The sequence below is a fragment of the Acinetobacter sp. GRABPA_MV_2 genome, assembly GCF_056725885.1.
Map to the genome: position 1 here is coordinate 46272 of NZ_JBWZNA010000015.1, position 18259 is coordinate 64530.

Below are 18259 nucleotides of genomic sequence, written 5' to 3' on the forward strand. Positions count from 1 at the left end.
AACAGACAAATTAAAAGATTACTAAAATTATGTAATTCATAATTAAGTTATGTATTGCATAATTTAATTGTTTTTAGTAGCATCTAATTCAAGGTAAATGGCCATTGGAGGTCCAACAAGGATGTTGGTCTCCATAAATCTACAAATGATTTTTAGGAAAAGACGATTTTTAAAGGTTTATTGAAAAATCTCAATCGTACTTTTAGATAACAAAGGACAGTGTGTATGGAAAACAAACACTATATGGAACGGAAATTAATCATCAAAGGCTCTACGCTCATCATATCTTCGTTTTAATGACTCGTTTTTTTCTCATAGGATGCGTTGGGTTAAGCCAATTTGACGGTTCAGGTCTTCACCTAATGATGACGTATTCTATAGAGAAAGGAGCTGAGTTCATCAGCAATAGAGATAAACGGAACAGGTAATCACCAGAGGGAAACTAGATGGATATTTTAGAGAACCCATTAGAATTATGCGGTTTTGCATTTATTGAGTTTGTTTCAAAAGAAAATGAATTAGATCCAGTTTTTGAAACAATCGGCTTTTCAAAAGTAGCCAAGCATAAATCGAAAGAAGCGTACTTATGGCGTCAAGGAAATATCAATATTATCCTGAATTATCAGCCAGAATCTTATGCTTCATTCTTCTTTAATGAACATGGTCCATCTGCTTGTGCGATGGGTTTTAAAACACGTGATGCAGCAAAAGCTTTCCAAAAAGCAGTAGAGCTTGGTGCTGAACCAATGTATTCAAAAGTTGGGCCAATGGAGCTCAACATTCCGGCAATTAAAGGTATTGGTGGTATGCCAATCTTTTTAGTTGACCGTGATATTTATGAAAATGACTTTGTTTTCTTTGATGATGCCGAGAAACGTCCAGTAGGGGCAGGCTTAAACGAGATTGACCACTTAACTCATAACGTCTACAAAGGCCGTATGGAGTATTGGGCAAACTTCTATGAAAAAATCTTTAACTTCCAAGAAATTCGCTACTTTGATATTAAAGGTGAATATACAGGTTTAACGTCTAAAGCATTAACTGCACCAGACGGCAAGATCCGTATTCCGTTAAACGAAGACTCTGACAAAGGAAACGGCCAAATTGCAGAGTTCCTATCTGATTTTAATGGCGAAGGTATTCAGCATATCGCGTTTATTTGTGATGACTTAATCTCGACTTGGGATAAGTTAAAAGGCCTTGGTCTGAAATTCATGACACCGCCGCCAAATACGTATTATGAAATGCTAGAAGATCGTTTACCTGAGCATGGTGAACCGACTGATGAATTAAAACAGCGCGGTATTTTGCTTGATGGTAATACTAAAGACGGTCAGAAAAAGCTTTTATTGCAAATTTTCTCTGAAAACATGATTGGTCCAGTTTTCTTTGAATTTATTCAACGTAAAGATGATGATGGCTTTGGTGAAGGTAACTTCAAAGCGTTATTTGAGTCGATTGAACGTGACCAGATTCGTCGCGGCGTTTTAGAAGCTAAATAAGCTGAGCCTTATCTCTAATCTAAAAAAACCAAGAGTTTGATCTCTTGGTTTTTTATGGCTATTCATTAGCGGCTTTTAATATATTGATTGATGAGGTTCACTTCATTTTTTAAGATTTCAATCGTTTTACTATGAGGGTCGACTGGTAAAAACATTTCGCTATCCAGTGCGACAATACAAAACTCAATGCTCTGGTTTGAATTAAATACAGGTAAACCCACCGCATTAATTCCCGTCAGTAAATCACCTTTCGCTGCCGACATTTGTTGCTGGCGAATGGTGTCTTTAAGCTCTGTAAATGCTTGCCAGTTTTGTGGTGCGATGTTTAGACCAAGCTCTTGATGCTTTTGCCATTCTGCTTCCATTAATGGACGAACAAAATGTTCTGGAAGATAAGAAGCAAATAGTCGTCCCGCAGCAGAATTAACTAAAGGCATAATCGAGCCGACTTTAGTAACAATCGAAATAGGGTGGTTTGATTCAATCGACTGAACCACGACAGGGCCTTTTGGTGACCATTTACTAATTTGTATACCGCAACCAATTTTGTTTTGTAGGTCGTAAATTAAATGCTGTACCAGCTGTAGTGTGTCGCTATGCTGGACACAGTTGAGACCTAAGCGCCATGCCTGATCACCTAAAGCATATTGTCCGTCATCAAGCTGTTTTGCATATTCCATTCGAATAAGGCTAACCAGATAGCGGTGAACCTTGGCCGGATGCATTTCTAGCTTGCTAGACAGATCTTTGAGAATAATAGGTTGATTGTGCTCTAAAAGGGCGTTTAGTACAGATAAACCGACTTCAAGTGATTGAACCCCCCCAGATACTTTTTCTTCAATCATTTAAATACCCTTAATAAATTTACTTCAGCTGTTAAACAGTGACGATCAAAACATAAATTGAAATTGGCGCGTTTTACATCATGCCTGAGCCTAGTGAAAAATAGAAATCACCTTTTTCTATTAGCGAAATTGACATGTTTAATAACCAACAACTTTCTAAAATCACTATGCTCTTATTTATAGCGCAATTTTCTAGAAATTTAGCAGTTTTAAATAATATAAATCGGCATTGATATAGAACTGCTCTTAAAACAATTCTAATCAATGCCGATTTTTTAGTGCGCTCTTTAAAAATTAGGTTCCTAACTCTTCTTCATGCAAGAAATGAGTGTGGTGTGGAGCGCGTTTAGTTTTGCTCCATTCCTCTAGCATTTCAGCTTTCATTTCTTCAGTAATTTTTGCAATTTTTTCTTCAGCATGCGCATCGTTATAAGTCAGTTCTAAACGATGGCCATTTGGGTCAAAGAAGTAAATTGAGTGGAAAATGCCATGGTTAGTTACACCTAAGACTTTCACACCATTTTCTTCTAAATGTTGCTTGGCAGCCATCAACGCATTTAAGTCTTCAACTTCAAAAGCAATATGTTGTACCCATTGAGGCGTATTTTCGTCTCGGCCCATTTCTGGTTGAGTTGGCAATTCAAAAAATGCCAAAACGTTGCCTTGTCCTGCATCTAAGAATAAATGCATATATGGGTCAAAGGCTTTAGTTGATGGCACGTGGTCTTCAGCAAAAGCTAAAATGAAATCCATATTGAGCATTTTTTTATACCACTCAACAGTTTCTTTCGCATCCTTACAACGATATGCAACGTGATGTATTTTTTTAATGGCAAATGTCATATTAAAACTCCTTTTTACTATTCCCAATCTGGTTGTTGTTCTGGCGCCGCGTTATAGAAGGCTGGGATAGACAAACAATGGTGATAAATCGATTCAATTTTTGGAAACGCAGATAAATCAATCTTGAAGCGTTTCGCGTTGTAGACCTGTGGAATCAGACAGCAATCGGCAATGGTTGCTTGTTCTCCAAAGCAAAATTGTCCATTTGAATCTTGAAGTTGCTGTTCGAGATTTTGAAAGCCTTCAATAATCCAGTGCTGATACCAATAATTTTTCTGCTCATCTGAAACATTTAAGTCATTTTTTAAGTATTTCAGTACGCGTAAGTTGTTTAATGGGTGAATATCACAGGCGATTGCTTGAGCAAAAGCGCGAACTTTTGCTCTCTCTTGCACATCACTTGGAAGTAGTTTGTTTTCTGAGTATTGTTCATCCAGATATTCCAAAATACTTAACGATTGAGACAAGGTTAAATCGCCGTCAATTAAAGTCGGAACTAGAGCACTACGGTTTAACTTTAAATAGTCTTCGCTTTGCTGTTCGTTTTTTACCAGATGAACTGGAACAGTCTCATAAGCTAAACCTTTAATGTTTAGACCAATCCGTACTCTGTAGGCTGCAGAGCTACGAAAGTAACTATACAGCTTCATAGTCAGGCTCCGAAGTTTCTGCAAAATCGAAATTTAATGCAGGAAGGACTGTATTTCGAACTTCACCGAAGCCAATGCGAATACCATTTTTCTCACAGTGACCTTTCATGATCAGGGTATCGCCGTCTTGCAAGAAACCACGAGTTTCGCCATTGGCAAGTGTTAAAGGCTTGGTGGTGTTCCATGTAAGCTCAAGCAAGCTACCATACGAATCTGGTGTAGACCCTGAAATGGTACCTGAACCCATTAAATCGCCAACCTGAACATTACAGCCGCCAATGGTGTGGTGAGTAAGCTGTTGAGCCATAGACCAATACATATATTTAAAATTGGTTTTGCAGATCACGTCAGCTTGTGCCGATTTCGGGCTTTGAATTTCAACACTCAAATTAATGTCGTAACTATTCGCGATATTTTCTTGTAAATACGCTAAAGGTTTAGGCTCTTGTTTTGGGCCTTCCACTTTAAATGGCTCAAGTGCTTCAAGTGTGACTACCCAAGGTGAGATGGCACTAGCAAATGATTTTGAATTGAAAGGACCTAGAGGCACATATTCCCATTGCTGGATATCGCGTGCTGACCAGTCATTGAGTAATACCATTCCAAAAATATGGTCCCACGCATTTTCAATTGAGATTGGCTGACCAAGCTCGGTTGGTTTACCAATAACAAATGCTGTTTCAAGTTCAAAGTCGAGTTTACGCGTAGCTGAGAAAACTGGACGCTCTTCATTTGGAAGTTTAATTTGTCCAGATGGACGCACGACTTGAGTGCCACTGACTACCACAGAGCTAGCACGGCCATTGTAACCAACAGGCAATTCAGTCCAGTTTGGAAGTAAGGCATTTTTAGGATCGCGGAACATACAGCCTACATTGGTGGCATGTTCTTTAGAAGAATAGAAATCGGTATAACCAGGTACTTGAAGTGGTAAATGCAACGTAACGCTGTCTTGCTTAACCAAAACTTCCTGACGCAATGCTTCATTTTCTTGAAGCGTTAAATTTTCAACCGAGAGAAGAGACTGTAGTGTCTTACGAACTTTTGACCAGTTGGCTTTGCCAGACTCGATAAATTTATTGAGTGTTGGCTGGTTAAAATATGTGTCTTGTTCTGAAAGTTTTAAAAGACCGTGCTTTTCAAGAGCAGCGAGATCAATCACCCAATCACCAATAGCTACACCAACTTGACGCTCACTTTCGTTAGCTCTGCTAAAAACACCGTAAGGCAAATTATGAATAGTGAAATCTGATTGAGGTGAAACTTCAATAAAAGAGTTTAGTTTTTGTTCCATTTTCGCTTCCTTGTCTTTATCTCGGGTCTTATACAAATAAAAGTTCGGTCTAGGACTGAGCTACTCAATAAGTTTTAACCTTTGCTTAGATCATCTTTTGTCTTATGAGTTTGATATAGACCGAGCACAACCAATTGCTTCATGTCTCTATAATACTGAATTCATCAAATTACGCAATACATAATTTAATTACATATTTCATAATAATTGTCATTTCTTGTATTTTCTGTTTTCATTCGCGCTTATGAGAAAAGTCACGCAATTATTTTTTTCATGAATCTCTATGAAAATCTGATCAATTTATGATATACGTAATTTATTGGAAAAAAATTACGTGACACGGATGAGAATAATCATATGTCAGCACAAGAGCAAGGAAACCTGAAACATGGTTTGAGTAATCGGCACATCCAGCTTATTGCATTGGGTGGGGCGATTGGCACAGGGCTTTTTCTTGGTATATCACAATCGATTAAATTAGCAGGTCCATCGGTCATCCTCGGTTATGCCATTGCAGGATTTATTGCTTTTTTAATGATGCGTCAGCTTGGCGAAATGGTGGTTGAAGAGCCAGTCAGTGGATCTTTTAGTCATTTTGCCTACAAATATTGGGGACCATTTGCAGGGTTCATGTCAGGATGGAACTATTGGGTACTCAATGTTCTCGTCTGTATGGCAGAACTAAGCGCAATTGGTCTTTATATTCAATATTGGTGGCCGCAAATTCCGACGTGGGCATCTGCTTTAGCCTTCTTTGTCTTAATTAATGGCATTAATTTGCTACACGTTAAGTTTTTTGGCGAAATGGAATTTTGGTTTTCTATTGTCAAAATTTTAGCAATTCTTGCAATGATTGGCTTTGGTTCATATTTACTTGCAACAGGCACAGCAGGTCCACAGGCAAGCATTTCGAACCTTTGGGCACTTGGTGGTTTCTTCCCGTTTGGCGTTGAAGGCTTAGTGATGGCGATGGCAGTCATTATTTTTGCTTTTGGTGGTATTGAGCTTTTCGGTATTACTGCGGCTGAAGCGCGTGACCCTGATAAAACTTTACCTAAAGCTGTGAATCAAATTATTTACCGTATTTTGATTTTCTATATTGCGACGCTTTTTGTTTTATTCTCGCTATTCCCATGGAATCAAATGGCACAAGGCGGAAGCCCTTTTGTGATGGTCTTTGCTTCTTTAGATAGCCAAGGCATTGCAACGTTATTGAACTTTGTTATTTTGACAGCAGCGGTTTCAGTTTATAACGGCACAAGTTATTGCAGTAGCCGTATGCTATTGGGCCTTGCGCAACAAGGAAATGCACCAAAAGTATTTGCACGTATTAATAAACGTGGTATTCCAACCAATGCAGTAATCCTTTCTGCGGCAGTCACTATTTTATGTGTACTGTTAAACTATATTTTCCCTGAAAAAGCATTTGGTTTGCTCATGATGCTGGTAGTTGCAGCGATTGTAATTAACTGGGTAGTAATTTCATGGACGCATTTAAAATTCCGCAAATATATGCAGCACCAAGGGCAAACAACGAAGTTCCCAAGCTTTATGTATCCGTTTAGCAACTATTTATGCATATTATTTATGCTTGGCATTTTGATCGTGATGTCTTTAACACCAGATATGCGTGTTGCAGTCATGATGATTCCTGGTTGGATCTTATGTTTAATGGTGGCGTACCAATTTAAACGCCGAAAATTAAAAGCTGAGCAGTCTGTACCTGCCTTAGAAGCAGATATTTAATAATTTATTGAGTTGTATCTAAAAAGGACGTCTGACAGGCGTCCTTTTTTATTTTTAAAATTTAGCAACAGAAATTAAAGGATTTTATTATTGTTATAATATAACATTTCATTAATTTAATGATGAGCAATTTTCCCATTTTTGGTGAAGATAGAGCATATTTATGAAGCGTTATTTAGGTTTAATTTTATTATCTCTCACAGCATGTAGCACTCAAACTCCCAAGCCAACAATTCCTCAACACACCCAAACAACTTTACCTCAACCTACAAAAACAGTGGTCAGAATAAAGCCTCAACCCGAGGCGTATGTTGCGTGGTTAGCAACAGCAGACCATCGACAGTCTGTGCAAGCTTACAAGCAATTTCTTAAGCAAAAGGGACTTGCCGATTTAGTGCCAGACCATGAGTTATTACGCTCAGCTCGAGATTGGCAAAAATGTGGAGTTGAGCCTTACGCAGTGCCACCACGCGAGATTTGGTCCAATATCGTTCCGACACTTAGTATTTTAAAAGCGTTAGTTGAGGATGGTGTAATTAATGATTTTGAAGTGACTTCGGTCTACCGAGCGTTATATCTAAACCGCTGTGCGGGTGGTGCTGATGCTTCTCGACATGTCTTTAATGCAGCGCTTGATTTTCGAATTGGCCCAGAACAGCCGAGTGATTTAGACCAGTTTAATATTCAACAAACCAAAACCAAACTTTGTCAGTTTTGGGCCACAAAAGGTCAAGCGCTTAATATGGGACTAGGTGTTTATGCTTCGGGACAAATTCATATTGATAGCCAAGGATTCCGTGCATGGGGGCCTGACCATCACTACAAAACCTCAATTTGTCAGGGACTATAAAAGCAATTTTTTCAAAGACTAACTGAGTTGTTTTGAATAAAAGCGGAATAAAAACTTGATCAATAGTTATGTTATAACATAACATTATTGTGGTTTAGAAATAGATTACGCCTGTGATCTGGTCATATTAAATGGCCAGCCATGATCAGTTTAAATATTATTCAAAGAGATCAAGCCATGCGCACTGCAATCGCCAACTCATTTGCCAAGCTTCCTGTCACTGTTCTATCGGGCTTTTTAGGTGCAGGAAAGACCACATTACTCAACCATATTTTAAATAATCGTGAAGGCCGCCGTATTGCCGTAATTGTCAATGATATGTCTGAGGTGAATATTGATGCGGCATTAGTACGTGAAGGTGGGGCAGAGCTTTCAAGAACAGATGAAAAGCTGGTTGAAATGAGTAATGGCTGTATCTGTTGTACGCTACGAGAAGATTTATTGGTTGAGGTAAGACGTTTAGCTGATGAAGGACGCTTTGACCAGTTAGTCATTGAGTCAACTGGCATTTCAGAACCTTTACCTGTGGCAGAAACCTTTACCTTTGAAGATGAAGATGGAAACTCACTCAATGAGTTCGCTCGACTCGACACCATGGTCACGGTAGTCGATGCTTTTAACTTTCTTAAAGATTACAGTTCAGTTGACTCCCTGCAACAACGCGGCGAGTCATTAGGCGAACAAGATGAGAGAACTGTGGTTGACCTTCTTATCGATCAGATTGAGTTTTGTGATGTGATTGTGCTGAATAAAATTGATTTGATTGACCAAGCTCAGCAAGACCAGCTTATCGCCATTTTAAAAACATTAAACCCGCGTGCCCGAATTGAAATTGCACAATTTGGAAACATCGCTTTAGATAAAATCTTAAATACACAGCTATTTGATTTTGATGAAGCCGCACAAGCACCAGGCTGGTTAAAAGAGTTACGTGGTGAGCATACGCCAGAGACTGAAGAGTATGGCATTAGTAGCTTTGTTTACCGCGCGCGTCGACCTTTTTATCCAGAGCGTTTTTATGATTTGGTACAGGCTGAATGGCCGGGAGTCGTGCGTTCCAAAGGCTTTTTCTGGTTGGCTGCCGAACCGACATTGGCTTATTCATGGTCACAAGCGGGTGCAATGGCTCGACATGGCTTAGCTGGTTATTGGTGGGCGGCCGTTGCAGAAGAAGACTGGCCGAGTGACCTAGCCAGTATTGAACAAATTAAGAAAAATTGGGATGCCCGCACAGGTGATGCGCGTCAGGAGCTGGTTTTAATTGGTATGCAAATGGATGAGCAGGCTTTAATACAACGCTTAGATCGTTGCTTGTTAAGCGATGAAGAAATGGCTTTAGGGCCACAAGTTTGGCAGAGCTGGTCTAACCCTTTTAAGCAAGATGATGAAACTATGTTGATTGCTTAATTAAATAAGCCCCTATTTTAAAGGGGCTTATTTTTATGATTTATCTTTAATGAAAATCTTTCGAATATAGTTGTTGAGCGGAGTTGAATAGTATTTTTCAATCGCTGCGCTGATGATAAAAGTCAAAACCAGATAGCTAATTAAAAGCATAATTTTGATGCTAGAGTCGGTTTGGGCCGGAATAAAAGCAACTTTCATAAGGCCCAGCACAACCAGATGAAACAAATAAGTTTCATAACTTCTTTGCCCCAACCAGACCATCACTTTGGTAAATAGGCTATGCGCTTGCGTTCCAGCAGGATGTTGAAAACACAAAATCAGTAAGCCTGTGGCAAGAGCAAATAAGCTAATACCCCATGTACTCACTTCTTTAATTGGTGCATATAAATATAGAGCGGCCATACCCAAAATAAGCAACCAAGAAAAAGGTTTTTTATAGTGCCAATTTGGCTGGTATTTATGAGAAAAAATCGCCGTTAAACAGCCAATTGCTATGCCGTCAAAACTTGAAAAATAATGATATAAATAAGCGCCGCTTTCTTCTCCAAAATGCAGAGATCTAAAATAAGGGCCATATAAAATTACGCCAACAAGTAAAGCAATAAAGACCTTATTACTACGTGTGAGTAGGCACAATAATGGGAAAACAAAGTAAAAAACTTCTTCTACAGAGAGTGACCACAACACTCCCAAAGCGTAGTTTACCCAACCAAATTTAATAATCAGGATATTCATCCAGAAGGTTAAAGCCGCAAAAATTGTTAGTGGATAGGAAACCTCAATGCCATTCGGTGCTTGGTTCATAAAGGGTTTTAAGTCAAATGAACCAAGTATGCTTACACCTAAAATGAGTAATATCAGACACGGTAAAATACGCGCTGCCCGTCGGATATAAAAATGCTTGAGGTTAATTGCGGAAAATTGTTTATCTCTTTTTAAAGTGTGATGGGTAATTAAAAAACCCGAAATCACAAAAAACATGGTGACGCCATAATTTCCATTTCTTGCGATGACTGTGCTAAATGCTTCACCTAAGAAATCAAAACCTAACCATGTATCTTTGAGTTTATAGGGAATATTAAAATGATGTAAAAGAACCAAAAGGATAGAGATTCCTCGAAGAATATCTATTTTATAATTACGCATTCGATGTGCTTCCAGTTTTATTAATATACTGTGTGGCAGAAGAATACTATCGATCAGTTATTTTAAATAAAAGTTTTAAGCATCATTTCGTAAATTAGAAAAGACGATACTTTTTACATCCTTGAATTGAGCATAGACTTAGCAGAAATAACTATTAAATAAATATTGATAAAATCCTAATATATTTGAATTTCTCTACATAAAACTTTAAATTAGCTCTTATTGAGATATGTTTATTTTTTAAACTTTTTGAAATCTATTTAATTCATAAATTAACATGTTGTATGTAGTTGTATATACATAGCATGTCAACTAAAATACCTTTTTGCCTGCTGCCTTTTTGAGTAATTAGTTATGCCCAGAACATCAAAACAAGAACATACTGAGCTTTCGATTGAAGCTGATAGTCCAGTTCCTCTATACCAACGCGTCAAACAGCTGATTTCAAAAAAGATTTATGAAGGCTCGTGGGCTGTAAATAAAAAAATTCCTTCGGAAAGTGAACTGGTTAATCAACTCGGCTGTAGCCGTATGACGGTAAACCGTGCGCTACGTGAGTTAACAACAGAAGGCTTACTTGTTCGAATTCAAGGCGTTGGTTCTTTCGTTGCTGAAGGGCAAGGCCGAACTGCACTTTTTCAAATTAATAATATTGCCGATGAGATTATTGCACGAAACCATAAGCACCATGCTGAAGTTTTAGTCTTAGAACAAATTTATGCAAATGCAGAGCAAAGCGTATTAATGCAGACTCGCGAAGGGCAAAGATTATTTCATTCGATTATTGTGCATTATGAAAATGATGTACCTGTGCAGGTCGAGGATCGTTTAGTTGATGCAGCGCTTATTCCAGATTATTTAGAACAAGATTTTAAAACCATTACTCCAAATGCTTACCTCATGGCAAAAGCACCCGTGACAGAAGGTGAACACATTGTTGAGGCCGTTTTAGCATCTCCTCAAGAGTGTAAGTGGTTGAAGATTACTAAAGCTGAGCCATGCTTACTCATTCGCCGCCGTACATGGTCAAATAAACAACTCATTTCAAGTGCGCGTTTGATCTACCCGGGTAGTCGCTATTATCTCGAAGGGAAATTTAACCCATGATTGAATTGATCAGGGCCGATCAATATACAAAAATGCTTTGGAAAAATGGTGCGGGTTTTACTTTGGAAATTGCTCGAAGCCAAGGTGAGGCTGATTTCGATTGGCGTATTTCGATGGCAGATGTGACCACTTCTGGGCCATTTTCACTATTTCCCAGTAAGCAGCGCATTATTAGCGTACTTGATGGACAGGGCATGGTATTGCATGTCGATGATCTTCCTGCCAAAAAGCTGAACCAAGGCGATATTTTTGCTTTTGACGGTGAAAGTCAGGTCAAAAGTGAATTGGTCGATGGGGCAATTCGAGATTTAAATTTAATTTATGATCCTGCAAAATTTCATGCCCGTTTTCAGCGGTTGAATGATGCGGCGGAGCAGACATTTATTAGCTCGGCAGACCTGATTTTTATTTTTAATCAGGGCGCTGAAACGGAAGTAAATGTTGATGATCATTCCTTTCAGATTGCTGCTACTGAGACTTTAAAAATTGAAAAAAATAGTGGGTTAACATCGGTTCATTTTACGCAAAATCAGCCAAACGGTTGTTACGTTATTGAGCTAATTCAACGTTAAAACTTAAGTAATTCGCTTATTTGAAAGCACATGTCTAGTGAAAAGATATGTGCTTTTTTTATGCTAGATACAAAAATAAATTAATTTAATTCATAAGTTTATTCAATTTCTCTAAAAAAATATAACTAACCCTCTTCACGCCAAAAAATATTTGTGTAGTATATAGATGTATATACAAGTTAATACATTACTATACAAATGCAGAAACAAGTGATGTTCTGCTGATGTAAGCTCAAAGGAAGGAGTCCGCCTGTGACAACAATGACAACAAAATTTCGTGATGTAGAAATTCGTGCGCCACGCGGCACTGAATTGACGGCTAAAAGTTGGTTAACTGAAGCTCCATTACGTATGTTGATGAATAACCTTGATCCGGACGTTGCAGAAAACCCGAAAGAGTTAGTTGTATACGGCGGTATTGGCCGTGCAGCACGAAACTGGGAATGTTTCGACAAAATTGTAGATACTTTAAAAAATCTTGAAACTGATGAAACGTTATTAGTTCAATCAGGTAAGCCAGTAGGCGTATTTAAAACTCATAAAGATGCTCCACGCGTTTTAATTGCAAACTCAAACCTTGTACCGCACTGGGCAAACTGGGAACACTTCAACGAGTTAGACGCAAAAGCTTTGGCGATGTATGGTCAAATGACAGCAGGTTCGTGGATCTACATTGGTAGCCAAGGTATTGTACAAGGTACTTACGAAACTTTCGTTGAGGCAGGTCGCCAACACTACAACGGTGACTTAAAAGGCCGTTGGGTTCTTACTGCTGGTTTAGGTGGTATGGGTGGTGCTCAGCCTTTAGCTGCAACACTTGCAGGTGCGTGTTCTTTAAATATTGAATGCCAACAAGCAAGTATCGATTTCCGTTTACGTACGCGTTATGTAGATGAACAAGCGACTGATTTAGACGATGCTTTAGCGCGTATTGACCGCTATACAAAAGAAGGTAAAGCAATTTCAATTGCGCTTCATGGTAACGCTGCTGAAATTTTACCTGAGCTTGTACGTCGTGGTGTACGTCCAGATATGGTGACTGACCAAACAAGTGCGCACGATCCCCTTAATGGCTACTTACCAGTAGGTTGGACTTGGGATGAATACCGTGCACGTGCGAAAACTGAACCAGAAGCTGTTGTAAAAGCTGCAAAACAGTCGATGGCAAAGCATGTACAAGCGATGCTTGATTTCCAAAAAATGGGTGTTCCAACTTTTGACTATGGTAATAACATCCGTCAAATGGCGAAAGATGAAGGCGTAGCAAACGCTTTTGATTTCCCAGGCTTCGTACCTGCATACATCCGTCCATTGTTCTGCCGTGGTATTGGTCCATTCCGTTGGGCAGCGCTTTCTGGTGACCCAGAAGACATTTATAAAACAGATGCCAAAGTTAAAGAGTTAATTCCTGATGATGAACATTTACATCACTGGTTAGACATGGCACGTGAACGTATTAGCTTCCAAGGCTTACCAGCGCGGATTTGCTGGGTAGGTTTAGGCTTACGTGCAAAACTTGGTTTGGCATTTAACGAAATGGTTCGTAGCGGTGAATTGTCTGCACCAGTTGTGATTGGTCGTGACCATTTAGACTCAGGTTCGGTTGCGAGTCCAAACCGTGAAACCGAAGCAATGCAAGACGGATCAGACGCAGTATCAGATTGGCCTTTATTAAACGCGTTGCTCAATACAGCAGGCGGCGCAACTTGGGTGTCTTTACATCACGGTGGTGGTGTAGGTATGGGCTTCTCTCAACATTCAGGCGTTGTGATTGTGTGTGATGGTACAGATGAAGCTGCTGCACGTATTGCTCGCGTATTAACCAATGACCCTGCAACAGGTGTTATGCGTCATGCTGATGCAGGTTATGAGATTGCGATTAACTGTGCGAAAGAGCAAGGCCTACACTTGCCAATGATCACGCAATAAAAATACACGGAAGAACTGGCGGTGCTTTTTGCAATTGTGAAAAGCACCGTCTCAGCAGAATATAGTGCAAAAAATTAGGAAGCCAACATGGAATTACTGATCCAACCGGGAAAACTAACCTTAGCCGATTTACGTCAAGCTTACCTCAACCCAATTAAAGTTAAATTAGATGAAAGTGCTTCATCTGCAATCAATGCAAGTGTGGCTTGTGTAGAGCAGATTGTAAATGAAGGGCGTACAGCTTACGGCATTAATACTGGTTTTGGTTTACTTGCTTCGACCAAGATTGCTCCTGAAGATTTAGAAAAATTACAGCGTTCATTAGTTCTCTCGCATGCGGCAGGTGTAGGTGAAGCACTTGATGATGCAATGGTTCGTTTAATTATTCTATTGAAAGCAAATAGCTTGGCGCGTGGTTTCTCTGGTATTCGCCGTAAAGTCATTGATGCTTTGTTGGCTTTAATTAATGCTGAGGTTTATCCGCATATTCCTCTTAAAGGTTCAGTAGGTGCATCAGGTGACTTAGCACCACTTGCACATATGTCCCTAATTTTATTGGGTGAGAGTAAAGCACGTTATAAAGGTGAATGGTTACCAGCAGTTGAAGCTTTAAAAATTGCAGGCTTAGAACCAATTTCTTTGGCTGCTAAAGAAGGTTTAGCACTTTTAAATGGTACACAGGTTTCGACTGCTTATGCTTTACGCGGCTTATTTGAAGCGGAAGATTTATTTGCTGCTGCGACAGTTTGTGGTGGTTTAAGTGTTGAAGCGATGCTGGGTTCACGCTCACCGTTCGATGCACGTATTCACGAAGTACGCGGTCAACGTGGTCAAATTGATGTTGCTGCGGCTTATCGCGATTTATTGACTGATTCGAGTGAAATTTCTCGTTCGCATGAAGAATGTGGCAAAGTTCAAGACCCGTATTCATTACGTTGCCAACCACAGGTGATGGGTGCATGTTTAACTCAAATCCGTCAGGCTGCTGAAGTATTAGAAATTGAAGCCAATGCCGTATCTGATAACCCGCTTGTGTTTGCTGAACAAGGTGACGTGATTTCTGGTGGTAACTTCCATGCAGAACCTGTTGCAATGGCAGCCGACAATTTAGCATTGGCAATTGCAGAAATTGGTTCACTGTCTGAACGTCGTATTTCGATGATGATGGATCGTCACATGTCACAACTTCCACCGTTCTTGGTGGCAAATGGTGGTGTTAACTCAGGCTTTATGATTGCTCAAGTTACCGCTGCTGCTCTTGCAAGTGACAACAAAGCGCTTGCACATCCAGCAAGTGTTGATAGCTTACCGACTTCTGCCAACCAAGAAGACCATGTATCAATGGCTCCGAATGCGGGTAAACGTCTTTGGTATATGGCTGACAACGTCCGTGGCATTTTAGCTGTTGAATGGTTAGGCGCTTGTCAGGGGTTAGACTTCCGTGAAGGCCTAAAAAGCTCGCCTAAACTTGAACAAGCTCGTAAAATCTTGCGCGCTCAAGTGCCTTACTACAGTGAAGACCGTTTCTTTGCTCCTGATATTGAACAAGCAAGTGAATTACTCTCAAGCGGCTGCTTAAACGAGTTACTTATTCCAAAACTACTCCCTAGTTTATCTGAAGTGTGATTAATAAAACGGTCACATGGAGTGGCCGAATCTAACTAAATATCCTCAAGGATTGGAGATTATAATGTCACAAAGCTCCACATTACAGCGGGGGTTGAACACCCGCCACATTCGTTTCTTGGCATTAGGCTCAGCAATTGGAACTGGGCTTTTCTATGGTTCGGCAACTGCCATTAAAATGGCAGGGCCTTCAGTATTACTTGCGTATATCGTTGCAGGGATTGCAATTTATATCGTGATGCGTGCACTGGGTGAAATGGCAGTCCAAAATCCAGTTTCTGGTTCGTTTAGCCACTATGCTTCGCAGTACATTGGTCCTTTAGCGGGTTTCACCACAGGGTGGACTTATGTCTTTGAGATGATCATTGTTGCTTTAGCTGATGTCACTGCTTTTGGTATTTATATGGGGTTCTGGTATCCCGATGTGCCACGGTGGATCTGGATTCTATCGCTGATTATGTTCTTGGGGGCAATTAACCTGATTCACGTTAAAGTCTTTGGTGAACTCGAGTTTTGGCTTTCTATTGTCAAGGTGAGTGCCATTGTTGCCATGATTTTAGGTGGAATAGGCTTAATGTTCTATGGATTCCATGCTGACCATAGCAGTGTGGTACCGGGGATTCAAAATTTATGGATTTATGATGGCTTTATGCCACATGGGATTGCAGGCCTAGTGGCATGTTTATCTGTGGTTGTATTTGCTTTCGGTGGTATCGAAATTATTGGTATTACAGCAGGTGAATCACAAGATCCAAAAACCACGTTACCAAAAGCAATTAATGCAGTTCCAGTACGTATTTTACTTTTCTATGTACTGACCATTTTTGTACTGATGTCGATTTTTCCATGGAACCAGATCGGTAGCCAAGGTAGTCCTTTCGTACAGATTTTTGAGAATTTAGGCATTAAATCGGCGGCAACAATTTTAAATATTGTTGTTATTACAGCAGCAGTTTCAGCGATTAATAGTGATGTCTTTGGTGCAGGGCGTATGCTTTATGGCATGGCAAACCGTGGTCAAGCACCTCGAATTTTCCAAAAATTGTCACGTAATGGTGTGCCATGGATGACTGTTGTGGTTATGGCTGGTGTGCTATTAATTGGTGTAGTGCTGAACTATCTGATTCCTGAAAATGTATTCATGATCATTGCCTCAATTGCAACTTTCGCAACTGTTTGGGTGTGGCTCATGATCTTGCTTTCACAAGTCGCGATGCGCCGTAAGTTATCTACTACTGAAATTAAAGCACTTGATTTCCCAGTTATTGGCTGGCCTTATGCTCCTGCTTTTGCAATTGGTTTTATGGTGTTCATTTTAGTCATGATGGGTTATTTCCCAGACTCGCGTCCTGCAATTTATGTCGGAATCACATGGCTTGTTCTGTTAATGATTGCTTATCGTATTTGGGTAAAACCTCAGCAAAATTTGGGAAAGCAAAATAATTCAGTCCCGCAAAATATTGAGATGGAAAGCTAACAAGTCAACTGCCTGATAGTATTGCTATTGGGCAGTTTTGAGGAAAGGCGAATGAAAAAACTTTGGCAAAATTGCCACATTGCGACCATGCAAAATGGGCAATATTCCTACATTGAAGATGCTGCAATCGTCACAGAAGGGCATCTCATTCAGTGGATTGGAAAACAACAAGAACTTCCTGCCGACACTTATTCCGAAACATTTGACTTAAATGGCGCTTGGGTAACCCCCGGGTTTATTGATTGTCATACGCATAGTGTTTTTGGTGGCAACCGTAGTGTTGAGTTTGAAAAGCGCTTACAAGGCGTGAGCTATGCTGAAATTGCTGCAAGCGGTGGCGGTATTGCCAGCACAGTGCGTGCAACGCGTGAAGCAAGCGAAGAACAATTACTTAAATCAGCCCTTAAGCGTATTCGCTGCATGCAGCAAGACGGTGTAACGACTATCGAAATTAAGTCTGGTTACGGACTCAATTATGAAAATGAACGCAAGATGTTGCGTGTGATCCGTCAAATTGGTGAAGCTTTACCAATGACAGTCAAAAGCACCTGTTTGGCTGCTCATGCTTTACCGCCAGAATACAAAGATCAAAGCGACGCTTATATCGAGCATATTTGTACAGAAATGCTGCCGAAACTGCACGCTGAAGGTTTAGTCGATGCAGTAGATGCGTTCTGTGAGCATTTGGCATTTTCGCCCGCTCAGGTTGAACGTGTTTTTAAAACGGCACAATCATTGGGTCTACCCGTTAAGCTTCATGCTGAACAGCTCTCATCGCTAGGTGGTTCAAGCTTGGCAGCACGTTATCATGCTTTGTCGGCTGACCATTTAGAGTACATGACCGAAGATGATGTGAAAGCCATGGCAGAGTCGGGTACGGTTGCTGTATTACTACCAGGTGCTTTTTATTTATTGCGTGAAACACAATATCCACCAATTGAAAGTCTCATTAAACATGGCGTGCGTATTGCGCTGTCGAGTGATTTAAATCCGGGTACATCTCCAGCACTTTCTGTACGTTTAATGCTGAATATGGGCAGTACGTTATTCCGCTTAACACCTGAGCAAGCTTTAGCGGGTGTCACCATTCATGCGGCACAAGCGCTCGGTTTAGAGCAAACACACGGCAGTTTAGAGCAAGGTAAAGTCGCTGACTTTGTGGCTTGGGATATTGAACATCCATCTGAAATAGTTTACTGGCTGGGCGGAGATTTGCCTAAGCGAGTCGTTCAGCATGGAAAAGAAGTTATTTTTTAGACGGTGGC

At 40.1% G+C, this 18259-nt stretch carries 15 protein-coding genes; 10 read left to right on the top strand and 5 right to left on the bottom strand.

Annotation, left to right across the window (positions count from 1 at the left end):
- Positions 1-446: 446 nt before the first annotated feature.
- Complete coding sequence (hppD, locus tag ACXM0J_RS13435; protein ID WP_086265719.1) at positions 447-1502, top strand: 4-hydroxyphenylpyruvate dioxygenase; 1056 nt, start codon at positions 447-449, stop codon at positions 1500-1502.
- A gap of 65 nt (positions 1503-1567) precedes the next feature.
- Here the strand turns inward: hppD and ACXM0J_RS13440 are convergent, their stop codons facing one another.
- The 4 genes from ACXM0J_RS13440 to fahA form a co-directional block, all read right to left on the bottom strand.
- Positions 1568-2347, bottom strand: a complete 780-nt coding sequence (locus ACXM0J_RS13440; protein ID WP_005066619.1) for an IclR family transcriptional regulator — start codon at positions 2345-2347, stop codon at positions 1568-1570.
- A 294-nt stretch (positions 2348-2641) separates the two neighbouring features.
- Positions 2642-3190 (bottom strand): VOC family protein, encoded by a 549-nt coding sequence (locus tag ACXM0J_RS13445; protein ID WP_005066622.1) that lies wholly within the window; start codon positions 3188-3190, stop codon positions 2642-2644.
- A gap of 17 nt (positions 3191-3207) precedes the next feature.
- Entirely contained in the window at positions 3208-3840 is a 633-nt protein-coding gene (maiA, locus tag ACXM0J_RS13450) for a maleylacetoacetate isomerase (RefSeq protein ID WP_086265718.1), read from the bottom strand.
- Positions 3827-5134, bottom strand: a complete 1308-nt coding sequence (gene fahA / locus ACXM0J_RS13455; protein WP_069141376.1) for a fumarylacetoacetase — start codon at positions 5132-5134, stop codon at positions 3827-3829. Before fahA ends, maiA begins: the two co-directional genes overlap by 14 nt.
- Before the next feature lie 357 nt (positions 5135-5491).
- Between fahA and ACXM0J_RS13460 the strand changes: the two genes are divergently transcribed.
- The 3 genes from ACXM0J_RS13460 to zigA all read left to right on the top strand — a co-directional run bounded on the left by ACXM0J_RS13460 (position 5492) and on the right by zigA (position 9137).
- The gene (locus ACXM0J_RS13460; RefSeq protein WP_046812110.1) at positions 5492-6880 is read left to right on the top strand and encodes an amino acid permease; all 1389 of its coding nucleotides are present in this window, start codon (positions 5492-5494) and stop codon (positions 6878-6880) included.
- Positions 6881-7043: 163 nt separating this feature from the next.
- Positions 7044-7730: a D-Ala-D-Ala carboxypeptidase ZrlA gene (gene zrlA / locus ACXM0J_RS13465; RefSeq protein ID WP_046812109.1), complete on the top strand. Its 687-nt coding sequence runs from the start codon at positions 7044-7046 to the stop codon at positions 7728-7730.
- 141 nt (positions 7731-7871) lie between these two features.
- A complete protein-coding gene (gene zigA, locus ACXM0J_RS13470; protein ID WP_086265717.1) occupies positions 7872-9137 on the top strand; it encodes a zinc metallochaperone GTPase ZigA in 1266 nt (421 codons plus the stop codon).
- A 33-nt stretch (positions 9138-9170) separates the two neighbouring features.
- Here zigA and ACXM0J_RS13475 read toward each other — a convergent pair whose 3' ends face one another.
- Positions 9171-10283, bottom strand: coding sequence for an acyltransferase family protein (locus tag ACXM0J_RS13475; protein ID WP_086265716.1), 1113 nt, complete (start codon positions 10281-10283; stop codon positions 9171-9173).
- Between the two features lie 354 nt (positions 10284-10637).
- Between ACXM0J_RS13475 and hutC the strand changes: the two genes are divergently transcribed.
- The 6 genes from hutC to hutI all read left to right on the top strand — a co-directional run bounded on the left by hutC (position 10638) and on the right by hutI (position 18251).
- On the top strand, positions 10638-11390 hold the full coding sequence (gene hutC / locus ACXM0J_RS13480; protein WP_086265715.1) for a histidine utilization repressor: 753 nt from the start codon (positions 10638-10640) through the stop codon (positions 11388-11390).
- Positions 11387-11962, top strand: coding sequence for a HutD/Ves family protein (locus tag ACXM0J_RS13485; RefSeq protein WP_213034445.1), 576 nt, complete (start codon positions 11387-11389; stop codon positions 11960-11962). Before hutC ends, ACXM0J_RS13485 begins: the two co-directional genes overlap by 4 nt.
- Positions 11963-12223: 261 nt before the next feature.
- Positions 12224-13891, top strand: a complete 1668-nt coding sequence (hutU, locus tag ACXM0J_RS13490; RefSeq protein ID WP_080947673.1) for a urocanate hydratase — start codon at positions 12224-12226, stop codon at positions 13889-13891.
- An 87-nt stretch (positions 13892-13978) separates the two neighbouring features.
- On the top strand, positions 13979-15517 hold the full coding sequence (gene hutH, locus ACXM0J_RS13495) for a histidine ammonia-lyase (protein WP_046812104.1): 1539 nt from the start codon (positions 13979-13981) through the stop codon (positions 15515-15517).
- 64 nt (positions 15518-15581) lie between these two features.
- A complete protein-coding gene (locus ACXM0J_RS13500; protein ID WP_086265714.1) occupies positions 15582-16994 on the top strand; it encodes an amino acid permease in 1413 nt (470 codons plus the stop codon).
- 51 nt (positions 16995-17045) lie between these two features.
- The gene (gene hutI, locus ACXM0J_RS13505) at positions 17046-18251 is read left to right on the top strand and encodes an imidazolonepropionase (protein ID WP_086265713.1); all 1206 of its coding nucleotides are present in this window, start codon (positions 17046-17048) and stop codon (positions 18249-18251) included.
- Positions 18252-18259 lie beyond the last annotated feature (8 nt).

Coding starts and splice junctions, on each gene's coding strand:
- ACXM0J_RS13440 (WP_005066619.1), bottom strand. CDS start 2,347: ATGATTGAAGAAAAAGTATCTGGGGGGGTTCAATCACTTGAAGTCGGT.
- ACXM0J_RS13460 (WP_046812110.1), top strand. CDS start 5,492: ATGTCAGCACAAGAGCAAGGAAACCTGAAACATGGTTTGAGTAATCGG.
- hutH (WP_046812104.1), top strand. CDS start 13,979: ATGGAATTACTGATCCAACCGGGAAAACTAACCTTAGCCGATTTACGT.
- hutU (WP_080947673.1), top strand. CDS start 12,224: ATGACAACAAAATTTCGTGATGTAGAAATTCGTGCGCCACGCGGCACT.
- ACXM0J_RS13485 (WP_213034445.1), top strand. CDS start 11,387: ATGATTGAATTGATCAGGGCCGATCAATATACAAAAATGCTTTGGAAA.
- ACXM0J_RS13500 (WP_086265714.1), top strand. CDS start 15,582: ATGTCACAAAGCTCCACATTACAGCGGGGGTTGAACACCCGCCACATT.
- hutI (WP_086265713.1), top strand. CDS start 17,046: ATGAAAAAACTTTGGCAAAATTGCCACATTGCGACCATGCAAAATGGG.
- maiA (WP_086265718.1), bottom strand. CDS start 3,840: ATGAAGCTGTATAGTTACTTTCGTAGCTCTGCAGCCTACAGAGTACGG.
- hppD (WP_086265719.1), top strand. CDS start 447: ATGGATATTTTAGAGAACCCATTAGAATTATGCGGTTTTGCATTTATT.
- ACXM0J_RS13475 (WP_086265716.1), bottom strand. CDS start 10,283: ATGCGTAATTATAAAATAGATATTCTTCGAGGAATCTCTATCCTTTTG.
- ACXM0J_RS13445 (WP_005066622.1), bottom strand. CDS start 3,190: ATGACATTTGCCATTAAAAAAATACATCACGTTGCATATCGTTGTAAG.
- zrlA (WP_046812109.1), top strand. CDS start 7,044: ATGAAGCGTTATTTAGGTTTAATTTTATTATCTCTCACAGCATGTAGC.
- zigA (WP_086265717.1), top strand. CDS start 7,872: ATGATCAGTTTAAATATTATTCAAAGAGATCAAGCCATGCGCACTGCA.
- fahA (WP_069141376.1), bottom strand. CDS start 5,134: ATGGAACAAAAACTAAACTCTTTTATTGAAGTTTCACCTCAATCAGAT.
- hutC (WP_086265715.1), top strand. CDS start 10,638: ATGCCCAGAACATCAAAACAAGAACATACTGAGCTTTCGATTGAAGCT.